This is a genomic window from Nitrospira sp. Nam74 (assembly GCF_965152615.1).
In genome coordinates this window covers 1-26,218 of record NZ_OZ224220.1, presented here as the reverse complement: position 1 = coordinate 26,218, position 26,218 = coordinate 1, and the positions used below count along the sequence as shown (strand labels likewise).

At 55.5% G+C, this 26,218-nt stretch carries 22 protein-coding genes and 1 other RNA gene; 2 read left to right on the top strand and 21 right to left on the bottom strand.

From position 1 onward, the window contains the following. Positions 1–27: 27 nt before the first annotated feature. The 15 genes from ACWHYZ_RS00115 to ACWHYZ_RS00045 all read right to left on the bottom strand — a co-directional run bounded on the left by ACWHYZ_RS00115 (position 28) and on the right by ACWHYZ_RS00045 (position 15,644). Complete coding sequence (locus tag ACWHYZ_RS00115; protein ID WP_447985274.1) at positions 28–1,611, bottom strand: site-specific DNA-methyltransferase; 1,584 nt, start codon at positions 1,609–1,611, stop codon at positions 28–30. 6 nt (positions 1,612–1,617) lie between these two features. Further along, positions 1,618–2,169: a hypothetical protein gene (locus ACWHYZ_RS00110; protein ID WP_447985273.1), complete on the bottom strand. Its 552-nt coding sequence runs from the start codon at positions 2,167–2,169 to the stop codon at positions 1,618–1,620. A gap of 16 nt (positions 2,170–2,185) precedes the next feature. Further along, complete coding sequence (locus ACWHYZ_RS00105; protein ID WP_447985272.1) at positions 2,186–2,545, bottom strand: hypothetical protein; 360 nt, start codon at positions 2,543–2,545, stop codon at positions 2,186–2,188. 21 nt (positions 2,546–2,566) lie between these two features. Next, on the bottom strand, positions 2,567–2,857 hold the full coding sequence (locus tag ACWHYZ_RS00100) for a hypothetical protein (protein WP_447985271.1): 291 nt from the start codon (positions 2,855–2,857) through the stop codon (positions 2,567–2,569). Further along, positions 2,854–4,833, bottom strand: a complete 1,980-nt coding sequence (locus tag ACWHYZ_RS00095) for a DEAD/DEAH box helicase family protein (protein WP_447985270.1) — start codon at positions 4,831–4,833, stop codon at positions 2,854–2,856. Before ACWHYZ_RS00095 ends, ACWHYZ_RS00100 begins: the two co-directional genes overlap by 4 nt. Positions 4,834–4,881: 48 nt before the next feature. Beyond that, positions 4,882–5,322, bottom strand: a complete 441-nt coding sequence (locus ACWHYZ_RS00090; protein WP_447987498.1) for an LAGLIDADG family homing endonuclease — start codon at positions 5,320–5,322, stop codon at positions 4,882–4,884. 77 nt (positions 5,323–5,399) lie between these two features. After that, positions 5,400–5,750, bottom strand: a transfer-messenger RNA (tmRNA) gene (gene ssrA, locus ACWHYZ_RS00085). Positions 5,751–5,798: 48 nt separating this feature from the next. Further along, a complete protein-coding gene (locus ACWHYZ_RS00080) occupies positions 5,799–6,956 on the bottom strand; it encodes a response regulator (RefSeq protein WP_447985269.1) in 1,158 nt (385 codons plus the stop codon). A 24-nt stretch (positions 6,957–6,980) separates the two neighbouring features. Beyond that, positions 6,981–7,373 carry a response regulator gene (locus ACWHYZ_RS00075; RefSeq protein WP_447985268.1) on the bottom strand — a complete coding sequence of 131 codons (393 nt, stop codon included), beginning with the start codon at positions 7,371–7,373 and terminating at the stop codon, positions 6,981–6,983. Beyond that, positions 7,358–10,141 carry a response regulator gene (locus tag ACWHYZ_RS00070; protein ID WP_447985267.1) on the bottom strand — a complete coding sequence of 928 codons (2,784 nt, stop codon included), beginning with the start codon at positions 10,139–10,141 and terminating at the stop codon, positions 7,358–7,360. Before ACWHYZ_RS00070 ends, ACWHYZ_RS00075 begins: the two co-directional genes overlap by 16 nt. 219 nt (positions 10,142–10,360) lie before the next feature. After that, positions 10,361–11,566, bottom strand: a complete 1,206-nt coding sequence (locus ACWHYZ_RS00065; RefSeq protein WP_447985266.1) for a hypothetical protein — start codon at positions 11,564–11,566, stop codon at positions 10,361–10,363. A 166-nt stretch (positions 11,567–11,732) separates the two neighbouring features. Further along, a complete protein-coding gene (locus ACWHYZ_RS00060) occupies positions 11,733–12,479 on the bottom strand; it encodes a carboxypeptidase regulatory-like domain-containing protein (RefSeq protein WP_447985265.1) in 747 nt (248 codons plus the stop codon). Between the two features lie 224 nt (positions 12,480–12,703). Further along, a complete protein-coding gene (locus tag ACWHYZ_RS00055; RefSeq protein WP_447985264.1) occupies positions 12,704–13,546 on the bottom strand; it encodes an SHOCT domain-containing protein in 843 nt (280 codons plus the stop codon). A gap of 34 nt (positions 13,547–13,580) precedes the next feature. After that, on the bottom strand, positions 13,581–14,282 hold the full coding sequence (locus ACWHYZ_RS00050; RefSeq protein WP_447985263.1) for a hypothetical protein: 702 nt from the start codon (positions 14,280–14,282) through the stop codon (positions 13,581–13,583). A gap of 90 nt (positions 14,283–14,372) precedes the next feature. Further along, positions 14,373–15,644 carry a GAF domain-containing sensor histidine kinase gene (locus ACWHYZ_RS00045; protein WP_447985262.1) on the bottom strand — a complete coding sequence of 424 codons (1,272 nt, stop codon included), beginning with the start codon at positions 15,642–15,644 and terminating at the stop codon, positions 14,373–14,375. 448 nt (positions 15,645–16,092) lie between these two features. Here ACWHYZ_RS00045 and ACWHYZ_RS00040 point away from each other — a divergent pair, with 448 nt between their 5' ends. Continuing rightward, positions 16,093–16,464: a response regulator gene (locus tag ACWHYZ_RS00040; protein WP_447985261.1), complete on the top strand. Its 372-nt coding sequence runs from the start codon at positions 16,093–16,095 to the stop codon at positions 16,462–16,464. Positions 16,465–16,468: 4 nt separating this feature from the next. On the opposite strand, the gene smpB is transcribed toward ACWHYZ_RS00040, so the two are convergent. Beyond that, on the bottom strand, positions 16,469–16,936 hold the full coding sequence (smpB, locus tag ACWHYZ_RS00035; RefSeq protein ID WP_447985260.1) for an SsrA-binding protein SmpB: 468 nt from the start codon (positions 16,934–16,936) through the stop codon (positions 16,469–16,471). A gap of 82 nt (positions 16,937–17,018) precedes the next feature. Here smpB and ACWHYZ_RS00030 point away from each other — a divergent pair, with 82 nt between their 5' ends. Then, positions 17,019–17,522: a DciA family protein gene (locus tag ACWHYZ_RS00030; RefSeq protein ID WP_447985259.1), complete on the top strand. Its 504-nt coding sequence runs from the start codon at positions 17,019–17,021 to the stop codon at positions 17,520–17,522. On the opposite strand, the gene ACWHYZ_RS00025 is transcribed toward ACWHYZ_RS00030, so the two are convergent. The 5 genes from ACWHYZ_RS00025 to dnaA form a co-directional block, all read right to left on the bottom strand. Continuing rightward, a complete protein-coding gene (locus ACWHYZ_RS00025; RefSeq protein WP_447985258.1) occupies positions 17,473–18,072 on the bottom strand; it encodes a hypothetical protein in 600 nt (199 codons plus the stop codon). The genes ACWHYZ_RS00030 and ACWHYZ_RS00025 overlap by 50 nt on opposite strands. Before the next feature lie 171 nt (positions 18,073–18,243). After that, on the bottom strand, positions 18,244–20,730 hold the full coding sequence (gene gyrA, locus ACWHYZ_RS00020; RefSeq protein WP_447985257.1) for a DNA gyrase subunit A: 2,487 nt from the start codon (positions 20,728–20,730) through the stop codon (positions 18,244–18,246). Positions 20,731–20,971: 241 nt separating this feature from the next. Next, a complete protein-coding gene (gyrB, locus tag ACWHYZ_RS00015; protein WP_447985256.1) occupies positions 20,972–23,467 on the bottom strand; it encodes a DNA topoisomerase (ATP-hydrolyzing) subunit B in 2,496 nt (831 codons plus the stop codon). A gap of 195 nt (positions 23,468–23,662) precedes the next feature. Further along, a complete protein-coding gene (dnaN, locus tag ACWHYZ_RS00010; protein ID WP_447985255.1) occupies positions 23,663–24,790 on the bottom strand; it encodes a DNA polymerase III subunit beta in 1,128 nt (375 codons plus the stop codon). Positions 24,791–24,871: 81 nt separating this feature from the next. After that, positions 24,872–26,218, bottom strand: a complete 1,347-nt coding sequence (gene dnaA / locus ACWHYZ_RS00005; protein ID WP_447985254.1) for a chromosomal replication initiator protein DnaA — start codon at positions 26,216–26,218, stop codon at positions 24,872–24,874.

Sequence of the window (26,218 nt, the reverse complement as noted above, 5' to 3'; positions counted from 1 at the left end):
ACCGGTTTTTGGAATAGCACATGCGTGTCAGGACAACTCGTGAAGCGTCAATACTTCCTCCCCAAGCATGTCGATAATTTTCACGGCGACCGTCGTCTTTCCTTCCGGCCCTGGGATCTCATACCGACCTGTCACGAAGTCGGTTTTCTTGCTCGGCACGTCGGCCAGCGCAACGTTGAACACCTTGCTATCATAGGTTGAATCGATCATCACGCAATCGACCATCGCTCGCCAGTCATCGATCTTGGGCTGTAGCAGACCCGCTTGTTGCTGCAGACGCTCGATGATAGTCGGGGAGATGAAGTCCTCAACCTCCACGAGCACAATGCCGTTCTTCCGAATGACCTTCACCTTCGCCGTGGCCGGCTCATGTTTCATGAACTTGCCATACTTTGGATCGGTGCGCAGTTCAATCACCGTGATGCGATTCACGGCATCTTTGCCTGTGCGAAGCCGGTTCCAATCCTCAATCCATGCCTTGGCGGTGACTTCCATTCCTAGGCAGACGACCGTGACGGCTCGATCTTCCTCTTTTCGGACATCGAGCTCACGGCGAAGTTCTTCAAGATCAAGCGGGGTGAGCGGATGGCCGAAGGGAATGATCTTGGCTAGCGACTTGCCGAGCGTCCCGTCAAAGTAGGAATCCGTGCGAGTGCGCTGAATCCCGATGTGCTCACAGGCCAAGTTAACCGCTTCGTTGTGCTGGATGCCAAGATCGTAGTCGTTCACACGCCAGACGGTGAAGCCGAGTTGGGCCGGTTGAAGTTCTTCCTCTTCCTCAGTCTGTTCCATACCAGGCAACATTTCAATCTTAGCCGGTTTAAGTTTCGCGGCGGCGATTTGCTCGGCGATGATTCCCTGTAATCGCTTTGCGGTAGTTTGGATCGCCCCTTTGTTGATGTCGCAGCCGATCCAGCGACGACCGAGTTTCTGAGCGACGGCAGCCGTTGTGCCGGAGCCAATGAAACAATCCAGGATAAGGTCGCCACAATGAGTTGAGGTCCTTAGCATGCGCTCAAGGAGAGCCTCTGGTTTCTGGGTTGGATAATCAAGAATTTCCGTAGACTGATTATGGATGGGTTTTATATCGTACCAGATGTCTTGCACTGAGCCGCCCTCAGCCTGGACCTCGTCCAGGTACCGCTTCAACCTCGGCATACCGCTATTGTTCTTGGGCCAATGGATTCTGCCCAATCTGTCCCACTCATCAAGTTGGGCAACAGGAACCTTCCAGTGGTTCCCTTTCTCAGCGGGATTAATACCTCGCCATGGTTTGCCTGTCTCACCAGCCCGCAATCCTCGCGCTGTCAAATCGGACCTTGAATAGCGACGACCCGAGCCTTCTTCAACGGAATCGAAGAACTGCTCGATATAGCGTTCGCTAAGCGGAACGGATTGTGGATTCCAATTGCGGCTGTCACTTTTAGAGTAATAGTAGAGAGTATCGTGAACTATCCCAAACCGCCCAGAGTCATTGTGTGCGCTGAGCCGCTGCCAGATAACTTCGTTAATGAAATTTGCAGCCCCAAACACCTCATTCATGATAACTCTCAGGTAACTGTTCCGGGAGGGATCACAATGGAGATAGATGCACCCATCCTCAGCAAGCAATTCCTTTTACAACATTAACCGCTCGAACATGAATTGCAGATAGTTGTCATTCGCCCAAATATCCGTGTACTGAATCTGCTCCCCCAGCGTATAAGTCTCCCCATCGAGCTTGGCCGTCCCTTTGGCGCCACGGAGCGAGACCTTGCGCACATAGTCTGCGCCTGAGTCGAACGGGGGATCGATGTAAATCAGGCTGACCTTGCCACGAAACCCGTTCGCCAGGAGATGCGCCAGTACTTCTTTGTTATCCCCGTGGAAGAGCAGCCCGCCTTTGGGGTAGCTGTTGGGCCAATCTTTCCACGCCTCCAGATTTGCCGGCTTGCTGAGAGGGCCGGCAGGATCAAAGGTCTCAATGTGCTGTGCTGGAAAGGCGGTGACATAGGAAAGTGGTCGCTTACCGACCCAAGTCAGCATCGGGCGACCTTTAGCCGCAGTGATCTTGACCGCCGTCTTCTTAAGTGGCTCGACCGTGGCGGTTTTTTGTAGCACCGCGGTTGGTGGTATCGCTTTTGCGCGAACCGGGGCCTTCGTCAGCTTCTTTTTGGCTGTCTTCTTCACAAAGCCTTCTCTCCAGTCAAGCTTCCCTTCTTTCGAGGAACTTCCGTGCTTCTTGCATTTGGTCTGCGCTCACAGTGTCGGTAGGAGTGAAAATCATTCGATACTTCACCCGCTCAGGATTCAGATCTTCCCATTTTCGTAGCGCTAGGGCTTTGCGACCGTTCTCACCATCGATTGGATGCGCGCGATCGTGCTCGCGTTTAATTTCGACGATAAACACCTGGCCACTTCCCGGTTTTCCACCAAGGGATGGCTTCTTCCGAATGAGGAAATCTGGTGTGTAACGCCGCCATTTGCTCTTGTCGTCTTTGTATTCCACGAAAAAGTCAGATTTATTGGGATCGGTGAGTGCGCCGGTAAAGTAGATATCCTCCACATCGTTGGCTAGGAGGTTTAACTAGGTCAACATTTGCTCAAAAAAAGACATCTCCGGTTTCGAATCGAAATTGTAGGGGTCGTAGTGAAACCCGAACGGTCCGGCTTTGTCCCCCCATATGCCGAAGTGGGCCAACAGGTGTTCGCGGTCCTTGGGATAAATGATTTCCGCGGTGTAGCATACTGCTCCCGAAGCCTCTGTCTCTTTCTGAAACCCTTCCGGTTTGACCAGCGCCAACGCCACATCAACCTTTTCCTCCGTGACCTCATATTGACGCGTTTGCTCTTCAATCTGTCGAGCTAAGTCGGTCACATGCGCCTGTGGGATGTCGTCAGTCGAGTACAGCCCCTGAGTTCGTCGTACACGGTCCACAGGTCAAGACGGTAGCGGTTTGCGATGTCCACCGCGACCGTATAGACATCGGCTGCACCGGGCGTCGTCTCAATCGAAAGCGTAGGGCCTATCTGTTGTAAGACGCTGAACGTGGCCTCCTGCTCGGCCATAGTAAAGATCGCTTTCTTCAGCACGCCCTGTGAGCCAATAGTGGGAAGTGCCAGGCGAATCTCTGCGACCTTGTCGTTCTTGTTTATCACCGTACGAATCGTTTGGGTCACCACTAAGGGTGGGAGAGGGATCTTGCGCAAGACAATCCGCGCCCGGCGTGTTTCCTGGCCAGTCCGATTCAAATCCTCAATTCTTTCCCCGTATGTCTCCTGAAGCTGCCGATCCAGCACCGCGAAGTTGTCTGTTGAGAGGTACACGCGGGCGGGTTCTGTATTGCCCGGTACCTGACGCAGGCACCTCGTTGCCGCCTGCAACACAAAATTGTTGGAGGTTCTCAGCTTGCGAGCCAGTGCGCAGGCAAAGAGACTAGGGCAGTTCCAACCCTCCGTCCCTTTATTCACGAGCAGGATGATGCGATGCGGCGAGACAGGATCGTTCAGACGGTTAAAGGCATCAATGTCGGCCTGCTTCGTCATGCTGCCATCGGAAGTGTTAACAAGGCATAGTGCCGGGCTTTGTCCAATACGGACCAACGCTTGATCAATGACCGGTTTCAACTCCTTGAGATCATCTGTCTGTGGAAAGTACATCGCCAACTTTGCGGTCGCACCATTCGGGAGCCGCACGTCGCCATATGTCTTAAAGAAATCTTCGATGACGTGTGCCACGTATGTTGTTGCGTCATCTGAAAAGTCATACGCCTGAATATTTCCTGCGAGGTCCTTCAGGATGCCGTCTTTGATTCCTTGGGAAAGCCCATACCAGATCACTACGTCCCTAAGCGGCTGGCGCTGAAAGTACGGTGTCCCCGTCGTATTCACCACGCAGATCACATTCGTGTTCGCTGCGAGATAATCAACGGTCTTGCGTACCTTCTTGAGTTCTACATCCAATGACTGCCCGTACGTGTGATGGGCTTCATCGGAAAAGACTGCAAGATGTGGCAAGCTGGCGATCGCCTGCAGTCGTAGATTCGCCACCTCCGCTCTAGCCTCGTCTTCACGGTCTGGGGCAAAGAGCCCAGATAGGTCGGCTTTCCGAATCGTTTCCTTCTGGATGCGGATCTTTTCGGTGTTCGTCACGACCACATTAAATAACGAGCCACGAACCACTGGGACATCCTTCTCGCCATCCCGAGTGAATGTAAGCTTGATCGAGGCAGCAAATCCTTTGTACAGGCGAGGCGGAAGAATCTTTTCATACGGCACTTCGACCAATTCTCGGAGGGATTCGATGATGGTTTTACCCGGGGCAAAGACCAAAGCATTCTGAACGAACGGCCCGTCACGATATTCTTGGGCCATCCCGAACTCGGTCGCAATGATCGCTCCGATCAGAATAGTCTTTCCCGCCCCCATAGCCAGGGCCAGAATATAACTGGCATAGCCCAGCGGCAATGTTTCTCGAAGCGCTTCGAGCTTAAAGTCTCGAACGAAACCGTCATCAGACCGTATGCGGTTCCAAAGAGCGTCGGATTTATAGTTCACTGACTTGAAGGCAGCGTCAGGGATCCCAAGAGCATCGAGCAGAGGTGAGATATTCTCATCTGGCGGATAGATCTTCCTGTAGAGATCAAAGACATGCGGCGTCTGCTCAACAAGACGCAAATACCAATACGCCTCCAGCGCTTGAAGTTGTGGCCGACGTAAGAAACGGAGCCCGCCTGCCTCAGCGTTGTGTGCCCATTCAAGGATTTCTGCGATGGCGGGAAACTGCGGAGAGGAATAGTTATCTGCCTTCCAGGCAGCGACTCGTGCTAATACTTCTTCATAGAGATGGGGCATTGAGCGTGGAATGTACCTGAGCGGACGCGATGCTGCAACGTCTTTACATTAGCGACCCTGGCTATTGATGGAGAAAAATCTCTGGACGAAAAGATTTCGTTCTTCGAGCTGCTCTTCTGTATAACGGCCGTTACGAGGCGTCAACCTGACATACTCCTGTAACGCAAGCTTAGCGCGCTCTGCCTTATAACCTCTCAGGTAAGGGCCAATCTGTCGCAATACATCAAGTGCTTGGCGGTTTGTGATTTGGTACGTGTAGCTTGGTATGTGATGCGCTTTTGAAATGCTCTTGTTGGTGATCTTGCCTGCGCCTATTACGGTTAGAGCATGTTTCAGGATCTCCAATTCAGTACTGCTAATCGTTAGGGCTAATCCTCTTTGTCTGTTGCGACTTAGTCGAGTCAGCGTTACCGTCCCCTCCCCGTCGATAAGGCCGGCAAGGTAAGCGGCATCAGCGGCAACAAGTTTATTGGCAGATTTATAGAGCATTGTCACGTTGTCAGGATGAATGCTTATACTCTTTTTGCACAAAAAAAGCCCCTGGATCGTATGACCCAGGGGCTACATGGTGGAGGTGGCGAGAATCGAACTCGCGTCCGAAGACCTTCGGCGCAACGGATCTACATGCGTATCCGATAGTTTAGATTTCGCGATCGCCCACGCCCATCGGCCGGCTTAGAACAACCGCTAGCCCAGAAATTTCTCGTCCTCAGCCACTGAGCACCAGCCTTGGACCAGCCTGCTGCATCGCGCTCCGTCCACCCCCGCAGGCATCAGGCGGCGGAACGTCGCAGTTAATTAAGCTGCGAGTGCCAGTTCTTGGTTGGCAGTTGCTATTTTCCCGAAGGTTTAACGAGACTCCGAGAGCTCGGCATGCACCGCTGACCTCTGTATCCCCGTCGAAGCCTGTCACCCCCCTTTTTGGATAAGATGATTACGTCTGAGTATACAGCCGCATTCTCTAGTTAGATAGCCACGCTTGCGGCGCGGTCAACCGACCCAGGTCGGCTTTTTAGTCCGACAATATTGTAACACGTGATGGGCCTATGGAACCCCTTCAGGCTCAGATCGCCGATCAAGTCGGCTTCGATAATCGGCTCCACGCTACTGAACAGTCGTTTTGGAACGAGAATCTGGCCCGGCTTCGCCTCGCCGCAGAGGCGGGAGGCTAGATTGCTGACCGTGCCGATCACGCCGTAATCCCAACGACCCTCAAAACCAATCACCCCGATCGTCGCATACCCGGTGGCGACTCCGATGCCGCTGTCCAACTCATATCCCAACTTCAGCCATTTCGCATGCAACTCTTCGAGCCGGCGTCGCATGGTGACGGCCATGTGGATGGCCCGCTCTTCTGAATTCGGCACTTCAAGGGGATCGTTAAAGAAAATCATCATGCCATCTCCCGCGAAGCGCTCCAAGGTTCCTTCGTGGTCCTGAACCAGCTGGCCCATCTCCGCGTGGTATTCACGGAGCACACTCATAACTTCCTCCGGCTCAGCAGTCTCGGCAAACGCCGTGAACCCCCTGAGATCAAGGAACACCACGGTCACTTCGCGACGATGGCTCATAAAAGGATCTTTGGCGCTCCCGGCTAGAATCAGTTCCGCCACTTGCGGCGAAAAGAAGCGTTTCAGCCGTGCCAGTCGTTCGAGCTGTTCCACCTGTTCACGGACCCGCTCTTCCAGGGTCTTGTTCCACTCGGCAAGCTGAGCCGCTTGTAGGGTCACCTCATCGTGAAGTTGTTTGATGCGTAGGAGGGTGCGGACTCGGGCCAGCAGCTCGGCCTGATTGATCGGCTTCGTGAGGAAGTCATCTGCTCCGGCTTCGAGACCTTTGATGCGCTCTTGAGCCGGGTCCAGCGCCGTGATCATGACTACCGGCAGCACAGCCGTTTCCGGAGTGGCGCGAATTCTTCGGCAGACCTCGTACCCGTCCATCTCGGGCATCACGACATCCAGTAGTACGACCTCGGGCTTACGCGTCACAATTTTTTCCAGGGCCACCGACCCCGATTCAGCCGTGATGACCTCATATCCTTTGACCGTGAGCAAGTCCAGGAGGACTTTGATGTTCATCGGGGTGTCATCAACAACCAATACCTTTGCTCGTCCACTTTCCATAATATCCCCGTATCAATAGGGTGCTTATTCAGTGACTCTCTTCCGTGCGGCATCGAGCACCCGGCGAACCTCCTCGGCAAAATCCTTCACGTGAATGGGCTTGGACTGATAGCCATCGAATCCGGCCTGCATGATTTTCGCTTTGTCCAGCGTCATGGCCGACGCAGTCACGGCAATCACCGGAATCTGTTTGGTAATCTGCTCCGACCGTAGCCGGCGGAATGCAGTGATCCCGTCCATTCCAGGCAATTGGATGTCCATCAGGACCAGGGCTGGCCGTTGAGCGCGCGCAAGCGGGAGACCTTCCTCCGCCGTTGTGGCTTCAATAGTCTCATACCCCTTTATCTGCAACATGTCCCGAAGCAATTTCAGATTCTTGTCGTTATCCTCGATGATCAAGATCAACTCGCCGGCCATGATGCCCCTTTCGCGCGAAGGACCGTCAGAAGTTGAGCCACGAAGTCCGCTCGGCTGAACTCGCCCTTCTGTTTCAGATCAGCGATCCGGCCATTCAGCTTCTCTTTGTCTTGCGGCGTCAAGCTTTTGCTCGTCAGAATGATAATTTGAATGCCGGCCGTGGCGGGATCGCGCTTGAGCTCATCGACCACCTGAAATCCGTCCACTTCGGGCATTAGAAGATCCAGCACGATGAGATCTGGGCGGCGCAGCCGGGCGAGGCGAAGGCCTTCCCTACCGTCTCCGGCCTTCAGCACGGTGAAGCCTTCCGAGGTCAACATGGCATCCATGAGTTCCAGGACCAGGGGGTCGTCATCGATGGCAAGAACCGTTGTGCCGCGAGGATTGGGACCAGCGGCAGTGGCAACCCGCTGAACGGTGCCGATCAGTTCCTCGCGGTCCACGGGCTTGACGAGATAGTCGGAGGCACCGAGCGCGAATCCTTTGCCCCGCTCTTCGAGGATTGAGACGACTACCACCGGGATCGCTGCGATGGTCTGATCCGTCTTCAGTCTGGCTAAGAGATCCCAGCCATCCAATTTGGGAATTAAAATGTCGAGCGTGATGATGGCCGGCCGAAGGTCATGCGCCCGTTGCAGCCCCACCTCGCCGTCAGCCGCTACTTCCACCGAGAAGCCGGCCTCCGTCAAATAGATGGATAATAACTTGGACGCCGCGGCATCATCTTCCACTACCAGGGCCACCGGCCGTCCGGATTGAATGACACCCGGCTCCGGCACCGCTGTGGATGGTTTTTCGACCGCCGCTCGAATCGGCAACGTAAAGGTGAAGGTGCTTCCTTCGCCCACTCGGCTCTCCACCCAGATTTTCCCTCCATGAAGCTCTACGAACTTCTTCGCCAGCGCCAGACCCAAGCCGGTTCCCTCCGGCTTCCGCATGCCGCTACGGATCTGATAGAACTCCTCGAATATCCTCTGGTGATCGTCTGAAGCGATCCCGATGCCCGTGTCGGTCACTACAATTTCGACCCCACTTTCCCGCAACGTAGCCCCCACCGAAATGCGTCCGCCTTCAGGAGTGAACTTGATGGCATTGGACAGAAGGTTCAGCAGAATCTGCTTCAGCTTCCGTTCATCGGCGGTGTAGTCCCCTAATCGGGGATCATAATCGTTCGACACCTGGATTCCATGATGCGTTGCTCGCTCCCGGATGAGCGTCAGGGCATTCTCCAAGGACATTGGTAAGTTGAACGTCGACAATTCCAATTCGGTTCGACCCGACTCCACCTTCGAGAGGTCGAGAATGTCATTGATCAGCGCGAGCAAATGGCGACCGGAAGACAGGATATCCTGTACATATTCATGCTGTTTCTGATTCAGGTCGCCGAACATCTTCTCCAGCAGCATGTCGGAGAACCCGATCACCGCATTCAGGGGTGTGCGGAGCTCATGGGACATATTCGCCAAAAATTCAGACTTGTGCCTGGTGGCCATGAGCGCCTGATCCCGAGCCATCTCCAGTTCCGCCGTTCGCTCTTTCACCTTCTCTTCCAAGGAGACCATGAGCACCTGCAAGGCTTCTTCGGCCCGCTTGCGCTCCGTGATATCCGTAGAGATTCCGCAGACCGCATACGGTTGGCCGGAGGCATCGCAAAGGGGGAACTTGAGCGAAAGGTACGTGTGCAGCGAGTCATCATGCGGCGCTACTTCCTCAAGCTCAAGCGGCCTTCGGGCCTCCAATACTTTCAGATCGTTGGACCGAAACGCATGGGCCAATTCGGCTGGAAAGAGATCCGCATCCGTCTTGCCGACCGTCTGCTCCTTCGACACGTGAAACAGCAATTCATACTGGTGGTTGATGAGAAGATATTTGCCGTCCGTATCTTTCAGATAAATGACGGCGGTCGTATTGTCCAAGACGGCCTGCAAGAGGCCCCAACTCTCCCGCAGCGCCTGCGACTGCCGCTTGAGAAGCGCCGTGCTGGTGGTGACGACCTCGGTCAGATGTTCCAACTCTCCCTGACCAACTTGCCGTACCGACATGGCGGGAGGGCCTTGGCGCTCAACCGATACGGGGGCGCGTTGACCGAGTTCAGCGCTTTCGAGTGTGGCAAGCGCACTTTGAAGTTGCCCGATGATGCCGCGAAACACACGACCAATGTGTCGCTGCGCCACTTGAATGCCGACCATTCCAGCGGTGATCAGTGCCAACGTAACGAGCGTCATGCGTTGAACCCCTTGCCACTCCTCTCGGCGCACGCTGGCCAGCGAGAAGATGGTTCGAATCCTCGCCGGGATTTCTTCGTTGACGACCAAGGGTTCCACGATCGTAAGACTAGGATGGCTTCGAGCATCATGACCGTAGGCAAGAAATTCGGTCTCACCTTTCATGGCCAGCCACTCAGGGTCTGACAACACCGTCCCGATGCGTTCCAGGTGTTTTGACGCCACGATCATATTGTCATGGTCGATTACGTCGATCTCCACGATATCCGGGTCCTGGCTGTACTGATCGATTTCTTCCTGAATCCGAAACAGCTTGTCGGACACGACCAGTGCACCCATCAGGGCGAGGCCTCGACTGAAGGCGACGCCTCGATCTTCGGTGGCCTTCCGCATGATTCGGCTCTGTTCATATAACGTCACAGCCGAACCGATTCCCATGATGAGCAGAATGATCAGGGACAGGAACGTCGTTTGGCGAAAGCGGAGGCTGCCTTGCCATCGACTCACGAGCCAGGACAGGATCGCGAAATGTGACCAACGCATGTTGGATCTCGCAATTAGCAACCGCGCCCCTCTAGAGAACAGCGGCCCGACTCCTTATCATACTCCTTATCTGATTGTCCCTCGTTGCAGCACATTGAGCACGCGTCTCGCCAAATCGGCCGTCTGTGCGCACGTGCGTATCCGTGCTCCTATACCGCTATCATCACTGCAACCGCTTCCTTGACCCGCTGCCTCATACCCGCACCAATCGGTCCACCCTCAGTAACTGATCTGGAACTCAAGAAGGGCAACATGGTCGGTTTGGCCGGAGAGCCGGTTATCGGTATAGGTGTACTCACCCGTCAGGCGGACCCACGTCTGGAGAGGCTTCACGACGCCGACCGTATAGTCCTTCCGCGTACTGTTGGGACGGCCTACTTCAAAATCTATCAGTGAGAAGCGCTCATAAAACACTACTTCATGTCCGGTGACATACTGTTGGGACTCCACATAAAAGGCATTGCCGTCGATATTCGGTCCCACCGTTGCGGGATTGTTGTCGTGACTTCTGACATACCCGCCTTGCAACTCGAAGAATCCAAGATCCGAGACCGCAAACCATTTGCTCACGTTAATGCCATACCGGGAGTAATCGAATTGGTTGCTGATCGACGTCGGCGGCCCCGTTGTGCCGGTAGGCGACACCGTCCCGTGCGTCGTGCCGTGGTAATAAAAGAGTGTGAATCCGGACGCGAGATCGTCCAACAGGTACTCGTAAGCGCCCAGGTAGTCTTTTTGTGGATCGATATCGCCGACATTGGCCGTGCCACTGCCATTTTGATTGAGTCCGTTAGAAACCTGGAAGCGCAGCCGGCCCTTGCCGAGCGAGTAGGCTACCTCAATGCCTTTTTGGCGTTGGTCAAAATTGTAGTTCAGGGCCGAACCACCGGCGAGGAAACTGGTCCGTGTGAGCGACAGAGAATGAACGGGGTTGATATTAATGCTCGTCGGCCGATCGAATCCTCCCACGCCCTCCTGTTCCAGCATGTGCATTTGCCCAATCCGAAACATGATCATCTGCTCCGGACTACCCCAGACACCCATGATATGTCCGTGGACATCTACGCTCGTGCTGTTGGTCGCGATGAGATGAAGATAAGCGGAAAAGTTGCGGGAGACCGCGCCGACATAGTACAGGGATGCTTCCGGGAAGCGAAATTCGCTGCGCTCGACGGTCCCGGTCGCATTCTCATAGGCAAATTGCGCACGAAGCCGGCCGGAGAGCAAGTCGTTCACCTTCGTCAGATCCTGATCCTTATTGAATTCGATCGCGGTTCGATATCCCATCCAGCGATACTTCTGCCCGAAGTTGTTCAGACGCGGGTACACGGGGAAATGGCACATGGCGCAATCGGCGTTGTACTTACGTGCAAATCCCGGAAGCGCGTCAGAATTTCGGACGGTGGCAATCAGGACACTGCCCATCAGGACGAGAATCAAAACGAATGGAACGACAAGGCAACAGTGACGAGGCCTCCTCCGACTCTGCTCAAGCGAAGGATCGGAAGTAAGAGGCGCATCATCCATCGCCCATCGAGCCTCAGGTTTCTCGCCGTCTTCACGATAGGGCGCTCCGGCAACGAGTCCGTCTCTATTCTTCCGGATGCAGCTCGACGTCTACGGTGACGGAGTCCTTGCCAGGCACGACCACCGTGCGTTCTCTGATACCCAGTGTTTCGTGCCAGACTTTTAAACGATAGGTCCCGGGCGGCACGTGGGTCAGCTCAAAGCGCCCGCTCTCGTTCGTCACTGCAAAGTACGGATGCTCGAAGACATGGATCGACGCATACATGAAGGCGTGCGCATCGCAGCGAATGTCAAGCAGGCCGGACTCATGCAAGTGCTTCCGGATCTCCTTGGAGCCAGGCGGCTGCGCGACATTCACAACCGTCGCGCCAAATCGAGAATCTTTGCGGACATGGGTGTTATGCATGATTGGATCGGCATTGCTGATGACCAGGAAACTCTCGGTGGGAATCGCATTCACGCGAGGCAGGAACCGGCACGTACGGTTTTCGAACACTAACGTCTGCTCCTCAAGTGGCTTGCCCCTCGCGATTCCTTCCAGGCTGACCACGACACCTCCGACCTCGCGAGAGCTGCCGTCGACCTGTAATCCTTCGTGCGGCATGCTCTTGCCGCAGAAGGCGCTGTCACGATGAACGGGCAGCGGTTTCGGCGTCGGTACGGCCCCTGCGAACACCGTCCGACCGTTGACCGTCACGCCGCCAATGCTTTGATCGACTTCGTATGCCGGTTGAGCATTGCCGCCGGGGTGTAGCGCAGAGATGATGCCTCCGACGATGAGCACTGCCAGTGCCGTTTTCCTTCCCATCATCCGTCCCTTCTACGAGATGTGCCCTGGTCGGGGTCCGACTAGGAGCCTATCCAGAGTAATCCTTCGTTACGAGGAAAAGGAGATGCTGGCAGATGCGAGGCCGCAGGGTCGAAAAAACCGGCGGCGTATTCGCTGGAATACGTTGAGGATTTTTTCGGGCCGAGAACGACGCAGATGCCTGCAGATCGTTTGCCGCAGTGGAATGGCATTACTCGGACAGACTCCTAGAGCTCATCCAGCAACTGTTGCCGTTTCCGGTGGTACTCCTCATCGGTGATCAGTCCTTGCTTTCGAAGTTGCTCAATGGTCAATAACCGATTCTCCAGCGGCCTGTCATGCTTAAGCGTCCCTTCTGAGATCCGCCCCTCACCTCCGGGCATACTCTCTGCGGGAACAGATGGGAACGCGCGGGCATCAATGACCAGTTCGGGAACCTGCGGGAAGAGCATATTGATCAAAGCAGGGCCGGTTTCAAGCACTTGGTGCGGCCGAGGAACGATGTCATAAAAAGAGTGGCCCGCTGGTCTGAGCGGATCGACCCGAATCTTCTCTTCAATGAAGGCCATCGTGACCGCCTGCCGGTAATTCGGCATGATGAGACGAATCGTAGAATCATGGAGGTACCATCCGCCCGAGGTTATTTCCGTCACACCAGATTCGCGGCTGTGACTGAGGTAGAACAGCGCGATCTCCTGTGGGTCTGCTTTCAGAAAGGCTTCTGAAAGAGATTTCGCCAAATAGTCGCGGTCATCTTGTGTGAAGGCGGGAACCGGTTCCGAATCACCCGCCGCCATGGAGAACAATGCCTTGCGCGGGCGAACGTAAATATCGCTGAGAATCCGTTCCCAGTTCGATTCCGCAATGCCAGGTCGATAGACTGACCCGTCTGACATTTCAGGCGGTTGGGCGCCTGCGCGCGGTTTGAGGATCACATATCGATGATCCGTCTTCCCGTCAATCCTCGGATCATGCGCTCCCCTCACGCATGCGTCCATATTGAGAATCCCGATCGACATGACCAGAGCGATAGCAGTCCGTATGCCGGCAGAGGGTCTCTTCTTCAACACCTCTGGCCCTCCCGTCTGGTGAAGCCCCGCGCTGTTATACCTCTGGGCCGACTTCAATCATGATGCTCTCCGGCGTTTCCGAAGAGACCGTGATGCTCCGCTCCAGGCTTCGCAGCGTCTCGTGCCAAACTTTGAGTCGGTATCGACCCGGAGGAACGTGGTGCAGTTGAAATCGGCCCATTCCGTCCGTGACCGCAAAGTAGGGGTGATCGAAGACATGGATTGCGGCCCGCATGAAGGGATGAGCATCGCACCGGACATCCAGGAAACCCGGCTCCTTGATTGGCTTTTCAACCTTTCCCTGCGGCGGCTGCACAACATTCATCAGGTTCTCTCCGGAGCGGCTCTTTTTCCGAATGTGAGTGTTGTGCATGACAGGATCGGCATTGCTGATGATCAGCACCGTCCCTGAGTGCATGGCGTTTACTCGAGGGAGAAAACGGCAGCTGCGGTTTACAATGAGCAGAGGCTCTTCTTCCGTCGATGGCAGGGATTTTGGTACTCCTTCGAGACTGATCACCACCTCAGCCACCCCACGCGATTCCTGCCCGACCTTCAGCGCCTCATTCGGCATCGTGTCACCGCAGTAGGCGCGGTCTCGATCGACTGGGATCTGCTCGGTGGTCGGCAGCTCACCGACGTAATGCACTTGGCCGGCGACCGTCACCCCGCCCGTACCCCCTGCTGGATCAGTCCCTCCTGCCGCTGCAATGACCCCCGTTATTCCGGAGATCATGAGAACAAGAAGCCCTCTCTGTAGTCTGTGCGGCTGAGATACCATGCCAAGATGCGGTTGCATCTCCCTCAATGGATGCCATACCGTCTCTCATTGGGACATCGGAAGCTCAATCAGAAACGTGGTTCCCATACCTTCCTTGCTCTGCACGCTAATGTGTCCATGATGCATGTCGACCACATCCTTGATGATCTTTGTCCCAAGCCCAGTGCCGCCGGGTTTACGGCTGATCGTCCGTGTCGTAAAAAGACTGTCGAGAACGTCGGGCGGGATACCTCGACCCGTATCGATGAACTGCAGACGCACCAGACGCTGCTCGCCATCCGCCTCCCCACGAACCGTCAATGAGCCACCCGTCGGCATCTCCGCAATGGCGTTGTCGATCAGGTTATAGAAGGCGTTAAAAAGTCTCCGCTCGTCGGCGACGATAGCCGGCAACGCATCCATGCCACATGTGGTTAGCACCACGCCTCTTTCTTCCGCTACCCGCCGCAGCACCTCGAAGACACTCTCGATGAAACCGGCGAGTGAACATGATGCGAACTGCGGTGGTGTGCTCAGCCCTTTGACGCAGTCTACGATTTCCTTGACACGCTCTTGAATGCGTCGAGCGCCCTTGACCTGCATCTCGATGATGTCCTTGCATCCGTCCCGAATGGAGCGAGCCCTCTCGACCTGCCTCTCATCGACGCAGCGCGCCAGATCATCCAGTTCATCCTGCAGGAGCCCGGCACAGATAAGAATCGGCATCAGCATGTTCTTGACGTCGTGACTGACATCCCCCAACCGGCGAACAACTTCGGCTAATTTTGCTTCCTCAAATAGACGGCTTTGCTCAATCGCGATCGCGGTAAAGCCGGAGATGATGGTGAGGATCGACAAGTCTTCATGATCGAGCCGGCCCTCACGTTTGTTCAGCAGCTCCATTACTCCGATGGGCTTTCCTTCCCAGCGCTTCAGCGGCAGTGCGATGAGATCACGCGTTCGGTATCCGGTAATATCATCGACACCGGGATAATGCCGTGCATCCCGCTTCACGTCGGTCACGACTAACGGTTCACCGGAGGTAAAGACCGCCCCGGCCAGGCTGTTGTCGGGAATGGTTGTTCCACATGGGGCGGGCATCGCGCCCAGCGTATAGCGGAAAACGAGTTCGTGTGAGTCCTGGTCGGCCAGGATCACGGAGCCCGTCTCGGCATTCACCACGTCCACGGCTGTCCGCAAGGCTCGATCGACCAGATCATCGAGAGTCAGGTGCTGAAATAGGGCCTCGCTGATGCGCCGTGCGGCGAGGAGTTCCCGCTCTCGCTGGACCAGGTGCTTCGTGATAGCGTCGGAATTTTCCTCCCTGTTGGTTTCCATATGAGTTGATCCATCTCACTACCGATCAGGTCGCCACTCCTCGTGTGGACCTCATCTATCCTTGTGTCTGCACATCACCTTCTGGCTGACGACATAGACCTCCACCGGAGGGTGAGCTATCAGGACCGTTCTCTATTTTCTGTAGGAAGCCAAAACAAAAAGCACGCGCCCTGACAATAGGGCTGTTGCCGACATCATCTCACTCTAGGCGTTGCTCACGACCCATATGCTGAAGAGCGATCATCCAAGCTGTTGACCCTGGCCACGAGTTGACTGACAACAATCATGTGCCTCGCACGTGTAGTCAGGGCGGACCACGTCCGAGAGCTCAGACCGCGCTCAAGCGAATAAACGGTCTCGTACTTCTGGCGCCTATTGTGTCGCGGCTGGCAAATGATATCTTCCTGTATCTGAAGCCTGCTGAAACCGCGACGGGGGAGCACCCTCGATGAACACGATTCTGATTGCTGATGATGAAGAAGACATCAGAATTGTGATCAGCATGAGACTGCAGCAGCTCAAGCTCCGTGTCATCCAAGCGACGACCGGCCGTACCGCGCTCGAGCTTGCCACAGGCGAAACACCGGATCTTTTGATCCTCGATTGGACACTCCCGGACATGAACGGCAGGGACGTGTTAATGGCGTTGAAACAGAATTCTGTCACGGCATCCATTCCCGTGATCGTACTAACTGGTATTGATGAACAGCTCGAGAAGGTGCAAGCCCTTGCCATTGGGGCCAGAGCTTACCTGGTCAAACCAATAAGTATGCGGGATCTGGAGAAGACCGTTTTAGAGGTTTTGAATCAGAAGAGATAGAAGACTAACGGTCTCTTTTCAGCGCACGCGCCACCTCGCGCCCCGCTTCGCGGGTCTTGATGGTCTCTCGGCGATCATACTGTTTTTTGCCTTTGGCGAGTGCAATCTCCACCTTGGCCTTCCCATGAGGACTAAAGTAAATGCGGAGCGGCACGATCGTCAGTCCCTTTTGCTGCGTTTTGCCCATTAGCTTACTGATCTCTTTGCGATGGAGAAGCAGCTTCCGTGGCCGCAGAGGATCGTGGTTCATGATATTGCCGTGGCTATACGGCGTGATGTGGCAATTGTACAGAATCACTTCCTCATGATCCACACTGGCATAACTGTCACGTAGGTTGACCTTGCCCTCGCGCAACGATTTGACCTCCGTGCCCCGCAATACGATGCCGGCCTCCAACTTCTCTTCGATCGCATAATCGTGGAACGCTTTTCGATTCGTTGCGACGACCGTCTCTGTTTGTTCCTTACGCATAGTGCACGCATGATAGCACGAGACACGCTTTCATCCTACGTCACGGCTTGACCCGTTCGTTGGCACTCCATAAGATAGCCACATGCCGGCATGGTCTCGTCTGACACCCATTGCATCTGCTCTGGACGATATTGCTCAACGTTTCGGGCTGAGCGTGAAACTTCTGGAGCATCGGCTGCAGCGGCAGTGGCCGGTCATCGTCGGCGAGCACGTGGCGGCGCACACGCGGCCGGAGTCGATTCGCTTCAAAAAGCTCTATGTCATCGCGGATTCGTCGGTATGGGTTCAACAGTTGGCATTCCTCAAGCCGTCCCTGCTGGAGAGCATTAACGCGGCGGCTGGAACCTCAATCGTGACCGATATCGTCCTGCGTGTCGGAGAAGTCGAACACCAGGCGCCTAGAGATAGCAGTCAATCATCGAACTGTTTGACCCAGATCCAACCGGCACACGCGCTTTCCCCTGAGTCACTAGCTGAAGTGAGCCGTCATGCTCAAGCTGTTGAGGATCCAGATATTCGTGCGCGCTTAACGGAAGTCATGGTCCGTGCTCTAGCACACCCGTCTGATCCACAGCAGTCGGGCTGATCGGTCCCGAGAACAGCACACGAGAGAACGCGGCCGTTGCCGGCGTGTCCTTCACGCCTCTGGTTCCGTCAATGGGTCCGATCCGACCCTCTTCTCCGAATTCGTCCAGCCGATAGTATCCTCTCACTGCTTTCTCAAATGCTTCTCGCAATGATGTGTCTTCAGGCAAGTCGGAATGGCTTGCCGCTACATACCGGCGCAACATATCGGGCTCTGCCCATGCCTCATGCGTAAACACATAAATCGTGATCCGCTGGTAGTGTCCTCGCGGATCATCCGGAGTGGTCGGATGGATTTTCATCCGTCCAAAGCCCTTTTCTCGAGCCACCTTCTGAAATCGATAGATCAGTGTTTCGAGCTCGGTGTCGCTCGTATAAACCGGCACGTGAACTGCCACGGCCGTTCCTTCCTGTGATCCGATACTATAGGGCGGGATCGAGCGGTCGGGACGTGTCAGAAACATGCCGCCCCAGATTAAGGTGAAGGCGCCGATGAAGACGCCGAGGCCCATCTTAACGACCGTGTCGAGCTTCTTTTTTTCTCGAGCCATAACAGAGAGCGGAATGGTCAGCCATGAGCCTTCAGCGATCAGCTCCGCGAACAGAGTGAGCAGACGCTACTGACGCTGTGCCGTGAGTACGAGCGGGGTAGTCAGATGAAGCTGAAGGCTACATGCCGAAAAGGTTTTCTGAAAGATGATTGCTGAGGGCTAGGCCTATACCTATTCTCCGTTCTCTTCCTCAGGCCCGCCGTTGGCCGCTGTCTCGTCGCGGTCTCCCGTGTCCGCCAATCGGGCCACCCCGACCACGCGGTCCTCGGTCTCTTCCATTTCCAGCACCCGCACACCTTGGGTATTTCGGCCGACTTCTCGGATTTTATCCACCTTGCAGCGAAGGATCTTGCCTTTCGACGACATCATCATGATCTCGTCGTTCTCGCGCACCTGTACGAAGCCGACCGCCAAACCGTTTCGTTCCGTCGTTTTGACACTGATGATCCCTTTGCCGCCGCGACCCTGAATCCGGTAGTCGGCGACCGGCGTTCGCTTGCCGTATCCGCCTTCCGTAATGGTCAGGATTGCCGTGGTGGAGTCTGGCGTAATCGTCTCCATCCCAATGACCTGGTTGCCTTCTTCCAACGTGATCCCGCGCACGCCGTGCGCGGTCCGGCCCATTGGCCGTACTTCGTCTTCCTTAAACCGAATGACAATCCCTTGCCGCGTGCCGAGCAGGATCTCCCGCTGACCATCGGTCATCTGCACGCCGATCAGCTTGTCGCCCTCATCGAGCGATAGCGCGATGATCCCACCCTGTCGCGGGTTGCCGTACGCAGACAATTCCGTTTTCTTGATGACGCCGTGCCGGGTGGCCATAAAGACGTACCGATCATCGCGAAATTCTTTCACGGGCAAGGTGGCGGTCACCTTTTCATCCCCGGAGAGCGCCAAGAGGTTCACCATAGCTTTGCCTTTCGCGGCCCGCCCGGCTTCCGGAATCTCGTGAACCTTCAACCAAAAGACCTTCCCGGCATCGGTAAAGAATAAGAGATAGTCGTGGGTAGAGGCCGTAAAGAGGGTCTCGACGAAATCTTCGTCTTTGATCCCCATACCGATCTTGCCTTTGCCTCCCCGTCGCTGGGCACGGTAGAGCGACACGGGATTGCGTTTGATATAGCCGGCGTGCGTGATGGTGACGACCACCTCTTCCTCGGCAATCAGGTCTTCGACGTTGATCTCGGCCTCTTCCGAGACGATCTGGGTCCGGCGCTCGTCTTTATATTCTTCCTTGATCGCCTGCAATTCTTCTTTGATGATCTTGCGCACCAACGTCTCACTGCCTAGGACGGAGCGCAGATACTCCATGCGCTTGAGAAGCTCCTGGTATTCTTCGATCAATTTGTTGCGTTCGAGTTGGGTCAATCGCTGCAGCTTCATGTCGAGGATCGCGCTGGCCTGGATCTCGGTCAACTGAAACTCGCGCATCAAGCCAGTGCGGGCAATGTCCGGTGACTGCGAGCGCCGAATGAGCTGAATGACCGCATCGAGATGATCGAGCGCGATCTTGAGCCCTTCCAAAATGTGCGCGCGTTCCTCGGCCTTGCGAAGCTGGAAGGCCGTCCGCCGCACCACCACTTCACGCCTGTGCTCGACAAAGGCTTCCAGAATCTGCTTGAGCGTCAGGACCGCCGGCCGGTTGTTCACGAGCGCGAGCATGATCACGCCAAAGGTCGTCTGGAGCTGTGTGTGCTTGTAGAGATTGTTCAAGATGATCAGCGGAATTTCTCCGCGCTTGAGTTCGATGACGATCCGCAGGCCGTCCCGATCGGATTCATCGCGCAGGTCGGAGATGCCTTCGAGTTTCTTGTCTTGAATCAGCTCGGCAATCTTTTCGATCAGTCGGGCTTTGTTGACCTGGTACGGAATTTCGGTGACGATAATACGGTCGCGCTCGGTCCGCTCATCGGTCTCGATGACGGCTTTCGCCCGCAAACTTAGAAGTCCCCGGCCTGTCTTGTACGCGTCCTTAATCCCCTGTTTGCCGTAAATAAACCCGGCCGTCGGAAAGTCGGGGCCGGGAATCTTCTTCATTAATTGCTCGATCGTGACTTCGGGATTCTCAAGCACCAGCATGAGGCCGTCCACCACTTCGGCAAGGTTGTGTGTAGGAATGCTCGTCGCATAGCCGACGGCAATGCCGTTCCCGCCATTGATCAAGAGATTCGGCACCCTCGCCGGAAGCACGCGCGGCTCCATCCGAGACTCATCGTAGTTGGGGGTGAAATCGACGGTGTCCATGTCGATATCGGCGAGCATCTCTTCGGCGAGCTTGGTCAAGCGCGCTTCGGTATACCGCATAGCCGCGGGCGGATCGCCATCGATGGAGCCAAAATTTCCTTGCCCGTCGACAAGGGCATAGCGCATGTTGAAGTCCTGCGCCATGCGGACGAGCGTGTCGTAGATCGCGGAGTCGCCGTGGGGATGGTAGTTTCCCATGATTTCGCCCACGATCTTGGCGGACTTGCGATAGGGCCGGTTGTGCGCCAAGCCCATCTCGTTCATACCATGCAAGATCCGGCGGTGTACCGGCTTGAACCCATCACGGACATCCGGGAGTGCTCGCCCCACGATCACGCTCATCGCGTAATCGAGATACGAGGACTTCATCTCGTCTTCGATGTTGATTTGGATCAGGCGTTCATCAATCGGCATTGGGTCTCCTAACTACCAGGTTCATCTCTAAGCCAGTCGGAATCGCCGTCATTTGAACCGCAACGCGGGGGATGCTCAAAAAGGTCATCCCGCGAGGCCGCAGGCGACAGCAACACCGGAGGCGTATTCGATCTCACCCGCCACGCCCCGAGCCGGCCGCGACCGGATCTGGTCCCATGTGCGGTACGTTGAGGATGTTGGCAAGCCGAGAACCAAGTTGCGGGCCTTTGTCAGCATCCCACTAGACATCCAAGTTTCGGACTTCCAGCGCATGCGCCTGAATAAAATTCCGTCGCGGCTCGACCTCGTCGCCCATGAGCGTCGAGAAGATGTCTTCGACGCCAGCGATGTCTTCGAGCTTGACTTGCAGCAGCGTCCGGGTTTCGGGATTCATGGTCGTTTCCCAGAGTTGCTCCGGATTCATTTCGCCGAGGCCTTTGTAGCGTTGTAGCGCGAGTCCCTTTTTGCCCGTCTCTAGAATGGCCCGGACCAGTTCGGCCGTCCCGGAATACTCGGTCACCTCGTCGGCCGTCTTCATTTTATACGGCGGGCGCCCCAGTCCGATGGCGGATGGCGCGAGCCGTTGTAGCTCGCGAAAATCCGCCGAACCCACCATGTCGTGGGTAATTTCCACGCTGTGCACCATGCCACTGATCGGCACACGACAAATGATCTTCTGGGATTGATGTTCTTCCTCAATCGCGGTCTCTATCGTGATCTCGGATTTCGGATAGGCCGACGCGAGCGACTTTTTCGCACTGGCGATGACTTTTTTCAGACCGGCCGCGTTCTTCAGAAGGTCGCGATCCAACGTCGGCTCATCCAGGAAGGCACGAAGAATGCCGGTTTCATGCTGCTTCTTTCGAAATTTTGCCAAGAGATTTTCGAAGCCGATTAGTTTCTTGAGGATCGGCAACAAACGTCGGCCGGTGACGAAATCTTGGGCGCTTTCGAGATGCACCTCGACGTCTTCGACGGCCAGGTCCGAGAGATAGTCATTCAGCGCGGCTTCGTCCTTCAGATATCGCTCGGTCTTGCCCTTTTTCACTTTGAACAACGGCGGCTGCGCGATGTACACGTACCCCTTATCAATCAATTCGTGCATCTGACGATAAAAGAAGGTGAGCAAGAGCGTGCGGATGTGACTGCCATCTACGTCGGCGTCCGTCATGAGGATGATCTTGTGATAGCGCGCCTTCGCAATGTCGAACGATTCCTTATCGTCCTTCCCCGGAGCGGCATCCTCGCGCTTGCGGCCGATGCCGGTGCCCATGGCCACGATCAAGACCCGGATCTCCTCGCTCGTGAGCATTTTATCGAAGCGAGCACGTTCGACATTCAGGATCTTGCCTTTGATCGGCAGAATAGCCTGAAATTTTCGGTTGCGTCCCTGTTTGGCCGAGCCTCCGGCAGAATCACCCTCCACAATGAATATTTCACTATGTGCCGGATCTTTCTCGGAACAGTCAGCCAGCTTGCCGGGCAATGAGCTCCCGTCCAATGCGCTCTTGCGCCGAATCAGCTCTTTGGCCTTGCGGGCCGCTTCCCGTGCACGGGCCGCATCCAAAGCCTTGCCGATGATCTTGCGCGCAATCGTCGGATTTTCTTCGAAGTAATTGCCGAGCGCTTCATTGACGGCGGCCTCGACGATGCCTTTGACTTCGCTGTTGCCCAGCTTGGCCTTGGTCTGCCCTTCAAACTGTGGATTGCGGAGCTTGACGCTCACGACGCCCGTGAGTCCTTCACGCACATCGTCACCGGTCAGCGACTCCGTGTCCTTCTTGAGCAGGTCATTCGCGTTGGCGTAATTGTTGATGGTCCGAGTGAGCGCCGCTTTGAACCCGACGAGATGCGTCCCGCCTTCGCGCGTATTAATATTATTCGCAAACGAGAACAGGTTTTCGGCATAGCCGTCGTTGTACTGGAGCGCCACCTCCAAAATCATGTCGCTCTTTTCAATCTCCACAAAGATCGGCTTGTGCAGCGGTGTCTTCGCTTCATTGAGATGCTCAACAAAGGAGACAATACCGCCCTTGTAGCGGAAGACCTGCTCTTTCTCTTTCCCCTCGTCTTTAAGGGTGATCGCCAATCCCTTATTGAGGAACGCCAACTCCCGAAGTCGCTGCGCGAGCGTGTCGAAGCTGAACTCCAGCGTTTCAAAAATCTGACCGTCCGGTTTAAAGGTGACCTTTGTCCCGCGCTTCTTGGTCTTGCCGGTCACGGCAAGGGGGGCCAATGGTTTGCCACGTTCATACTTCTGCTCAAAGACTTGGCCGTCCTGCCAGATTTCCAACTCCAACCATTCGGACAGCGCGTTCACCACCGAGATGCCCACGCCATGAAGACCGCCTGATACCGTGTACGCGCCTTGTTCGAACTTCCCGCCGGCGTGCAGCACGGTCAAGGCCACCTCCGCGGCGGACTTTTTCTGAGTGGAATGCATGCCCGTGGGAATGCCGCGTCCGTTGTCGATCACGATCACGCTGCCGTCGATCTGTAGGGTAACTTCGATCGTCTCGCCGAATCCGGCCATGTGCTCGTCGACGCTGTTATCGACGACCTCATAGACCAGATGGTGAAGGCCTTCCACACCGGTGCTGCCGATATACATGGCCGGACGCTTGCGAACCGCATCCAGGCCCTCAAGGACCTTAATCTGATCCGCGTTATAGCTGTCCGATTGGCTGCGCTTCGGCACCTCAGCTCCCGGCACGTCTTTCATATCTTTCGTCGCCATTCGTCTCCCGTTCTACATGGTTCGCTTGTGAGAATGCTCAAAAGCCTCATCCAGCACGGAGGCAGGGGAGAAGAAATCGGAGGCGTACCTCCATTTCACCCGCTAGCCATGGGCCGGCCAACACCGGCTCTTTCCCCTCGGTACGTTGTGGACTTTCCGACCCGAGATCGAAGCTGGGTGCCTGTTTCAGCATCCTCATACTTTGATGGGCATGACTACACACGTGAAGCCGCCATTGGTCGGCTCCTTAATCATACACGGACTCAACGGCGTTTCCATCTGCAACGAGACCGATTCGCCATCCACGACGCTGAGCACATCGAGCAGATAGCGCGCGTTGAACCCAGTTGTGACCTCGCTGCCCGTGTTCTTCGCCGGTAGTTCCTCCGTCGCCTCACCAAAATCGGGATTGCTCGAAAAGAGCGTGACGTGATCGGAGGCAAAGGTGATTTTCACCGCATTCGTTTTATCACGAGAGAGCACCGCGACTCGCCGAAGCCCGCCTTCAAATTCGGCCTTGTCGAGGGTGACCTGTTTGTTAGTGTCTTTAGGAACGACCTGCTGGTAGTTGGGATAATTTCCCTCCATCAGACGCGAGGTCAATAGCAAGCCGCTCTTGCGGAAAATCATCAGATTCTTCGTGAAGCCGATCAGCGGTTCGCCGTCCCCGCCTTCTTCGAGCAGGCGACGCATTTCTTGTGCGGCCTTTTTCGGAATAATGGCTTTCATCTCTTTTGGCGCATCCTTGGAGAGCGTGACGCTGATGTCTTGTTCGGCCACTGCCAGCCGGTGGCCGTCCGTACCGACCAACCGTAGGGTCGACTTCCTGTCGGACGCAGACAGCGATACCAGAAGACCGTTGAGAATGTAGCGTGCATCGTTGTCGCCCACGGCGAAGAGCGTTTTGCGGATGAGATCGTTTAATCCCACACCGGCTAATGGCGTCAGGCTTTCACGGTCGATCGCAGGCATCTGCGGATAGTCGCTGCTGGGCAGCCCCACGATCTTGAACTGACTCTTGCCGGCCTGGATCGTCGTCCACTTGTTTTCACTCACCGTCAGCTCGATCTCACCATCCCGCAGTTCCTTGAGAATCTCATAGAGCTTCCTGGCGGAAAGCGTCACCGCGCCGGGTTCCTCCACGGTCGCCTTGTAGAGACCCCGCATCCCGATCTCCAGATCTGTAGCAAGAATATCAACGCCGTCCGCCTTCGCCTCAAGGAGGATGTTGGACAGGATCGGCATGGTATTCCGTTTCTCGACCACCCCCTGCACTCGTTGCAAGCCGGTCAAGAGCTCATCCCGCGAGATTCGTAACTTCATGAGGTTCTCTCCCCTTATTGCTACTCACCACAGCAGACGCGCCGCCGATTCTGCGCGCGGACTCAGCCTACACTAAAGAGCCTACCCTTTCGTGATGTGGTCCTTGAGGCTTTCCAGTGTCGATCGCAGCGCGAGATCGGCGTCTTTCGCCTTCGCAATCTGCTTACATGCATGAATGATCGTCGTATGATCTTTTCCGCCGAAATGCCGGCCAATCTCTGGGAACGATGAATTCGTCAATTCGCGACACAGGTACATCGCGATCTGTCGAGGATGAACCAGCGTCTTGCTTCGCCTGCGAGACTTCATTTCCGAAATCTTCACATGGAAGCGCTCGGCCACGGCTTCCTCGATGTCGTCCATCGTGACGATCTTTTTCTTTTCGCCGATGATGTCCCGTAGAACGTTTTTGGCCATCTCCATCGTAATCGGCTGACCGGTCAGTGAGGAGTAAGCGCCTAACCGAACCAAGGAGCCTTCCAGCTCACGAATGTTGCTCTTCATAGTCGCGGCCAGAAACTGGATGACTTCCTCAGGGAGCGCAATGCCCTCGTCATCCGACTTTTTACGAAGGATCGCGATGCGCGTCTCTACATCGGGCGATTGAAGATCGGCAATCAAGCCCCACTCGAAACGCGAGCGTAAGCGTTCTTCCATATCCGGCATTTCTTTTGGGAACCGATCGCTGGATAGCACAATTTGCTTTTGCGCTTCATACAGCGAGTTGAACGTATGGAAAAACTCTTCCTGCGTGCGCTCCTTTCCGGCTAAAAACTGCACGTCATCGACCAGCAGCATATCGATGTTCCGATAGCGCTTCCGTAAATCGATCATCTTGTCGTAACGTATTGAATTAATGACTTCATTGGTAAATTGTTCAGTGGTCACATAGGCAATGCGCATATCGGAGCGCTCGGCCAGATGATTGCCAATCGCGTTCAACAGGTGCGTTTTGCCTAGGCCCACTCCGCCATAGATGAACAAGGGGTTATAGGCCTTCGCCGGCGCATCGGCGACGGCCCGGCATGCGGCGTGCGCGAATTGATTGCTGGCTCCGACGACGAAACTATTGAATGAATATTTGGGGTTAAGATGGAGCACTTTCCGCGGTCGTCCGGTCACTGAGCTTCGCATTCCTGACTGTACGACCGAGGCGGCCGCTTTCTCCGTCGTCTTTTCTCCGGCGACGAAAGTGACCGCGATTTCGTTTGTATCACGCCCAGTGGCCATCGCAAGCGCTTCGGACATCAGATCACCATAGTGCTCGGTCAGCCATTCCCCAAAGAATTTATTGGGAACTTCGAGCCGCACCGAAGAATCCTGTATTCCATTGAAATTCAATGGAATAAACCACGTATCGAAGACATGTCTGGGGACCCTCGCTTCGATGTGCGCCAGCGCTTCCTCCCACACAGCCTCGACCTTCAT

Coding starts and splice junctions, on each gene's coding strand:
- ACWHYZ_RS00095 (WP_447985270.1), bottom strand. CDS start 4,833: ATGCCCCATCTCTATGAAGAAGTATTAGCACGAGTCGCTGCCTGGAAG.
- ACWHYZ_RS00090 (WP_447987498.1), bottom strand. CDS start 5,322: ATGCTCTATAAATCTGCCAATAAACTTGTTGCCGCTGATGCCGCTTAC.
- ACWHYZ_RS00080 (WP_447985269.1), bottom strand. CDS start 6,956: ATGGAAAGTGGACGAGCAAAGGTATTGGTTGTTGATGACACCCCGATG.
- ACWHYZ_RS00075 (WP_447985268.1), bottom strand. CDS start 7,373: ATGGCCGGCGAGTTGATCTTGATCATCGAGGATAACGACAAGAATCTG.
- ACWHYZ_RS00070 (WP_447985267.1), bottom strand. CDS start 10,141: ATGCGTTGGTCACATTTCGCGATCCTGTCCTGGCTCGTGAGTCGATGG.
- ACWHYZ_RS00065 (WP_447985266.1), bottom strand. CDS start 11,566: ATGGGCAGTGTCCTGATTGCCACCGTCCGAAATTCTGACGCGCTTCCG.
- ACWHYZ_RS00060 (WP_447985265.1), bottom strand. CDS start 12,479: ATGATGGGAAGGAAAACGGCACTGGCAGTGCTCATCGTCGGAGGCATC.
- ACWHYZ_RS00050 (WP_447985263.1), bottom strand. CDS start 14,282: ATGATCTCCGGAATAACGGGGGTCATTGCAGCGGCAGGAGGGACTGAT.
- ACWHYZ_RS00045 (WP_447985262.1), bottom strand. CDS start 15,644: ATGGAAACCAACAGGGAGGAAAATTCCGACGCTATCACGAAGCACCTG.
- ACWHYZ_RS00040 (WP_447985261.1), top strand. CDS start 16,093: ATGAACACGATTCTGATTGCTGATGATGAAGAAGACATCAGAATTGTG.
- smpB (WP_447985260.1), bottom strand. CDS start 16,936: ATGCGTAAGGAACAAACAGAGACGGTCGTCGCAACGAATCGAAAAGCG.
- ACWHYZ_RS00030 (WP_447985259.1), top strand. CDS start 17,019: ATGCCGGCATGGTCTCGTCTGACACCCATTGCATCTGCTCTGGACGAT.
- ACWHYZ_RS00025 (WP_447985258.1), bottom strand. CDS start 18,072: ATGGCTCGAGAAAAAAAGAAGCTCGACACGGTCGTTAAGATGGGCCTC.
- gyrA (WP_447985257.1), bottom strand. CDS start 20,730: ATGCCGATTGATGAACGCCTGATCCAAATCAACATCGAAGACGAGATG.
- gyrB (WP_447985256.1), bottom strand. CDS start 23,467: ATGGCGACGAAAGATATGAAAGACGTGCCGGGAGCTGAGGTGCCGAAG.
- dnaN (WP_447985255.1), bottom strand. CDS start 24,790: ATGAAGTTACGAATCTCGCGGGATGAGCTCTTGACCGGCTTGCAACGA.
- dnaA (WP_447985254.1), bottom strand. CDS start 26,218: ATGAAGGTCGAGGCTGTGTGGGAGGAAGCGCTGGCGCACATCGAAGCG.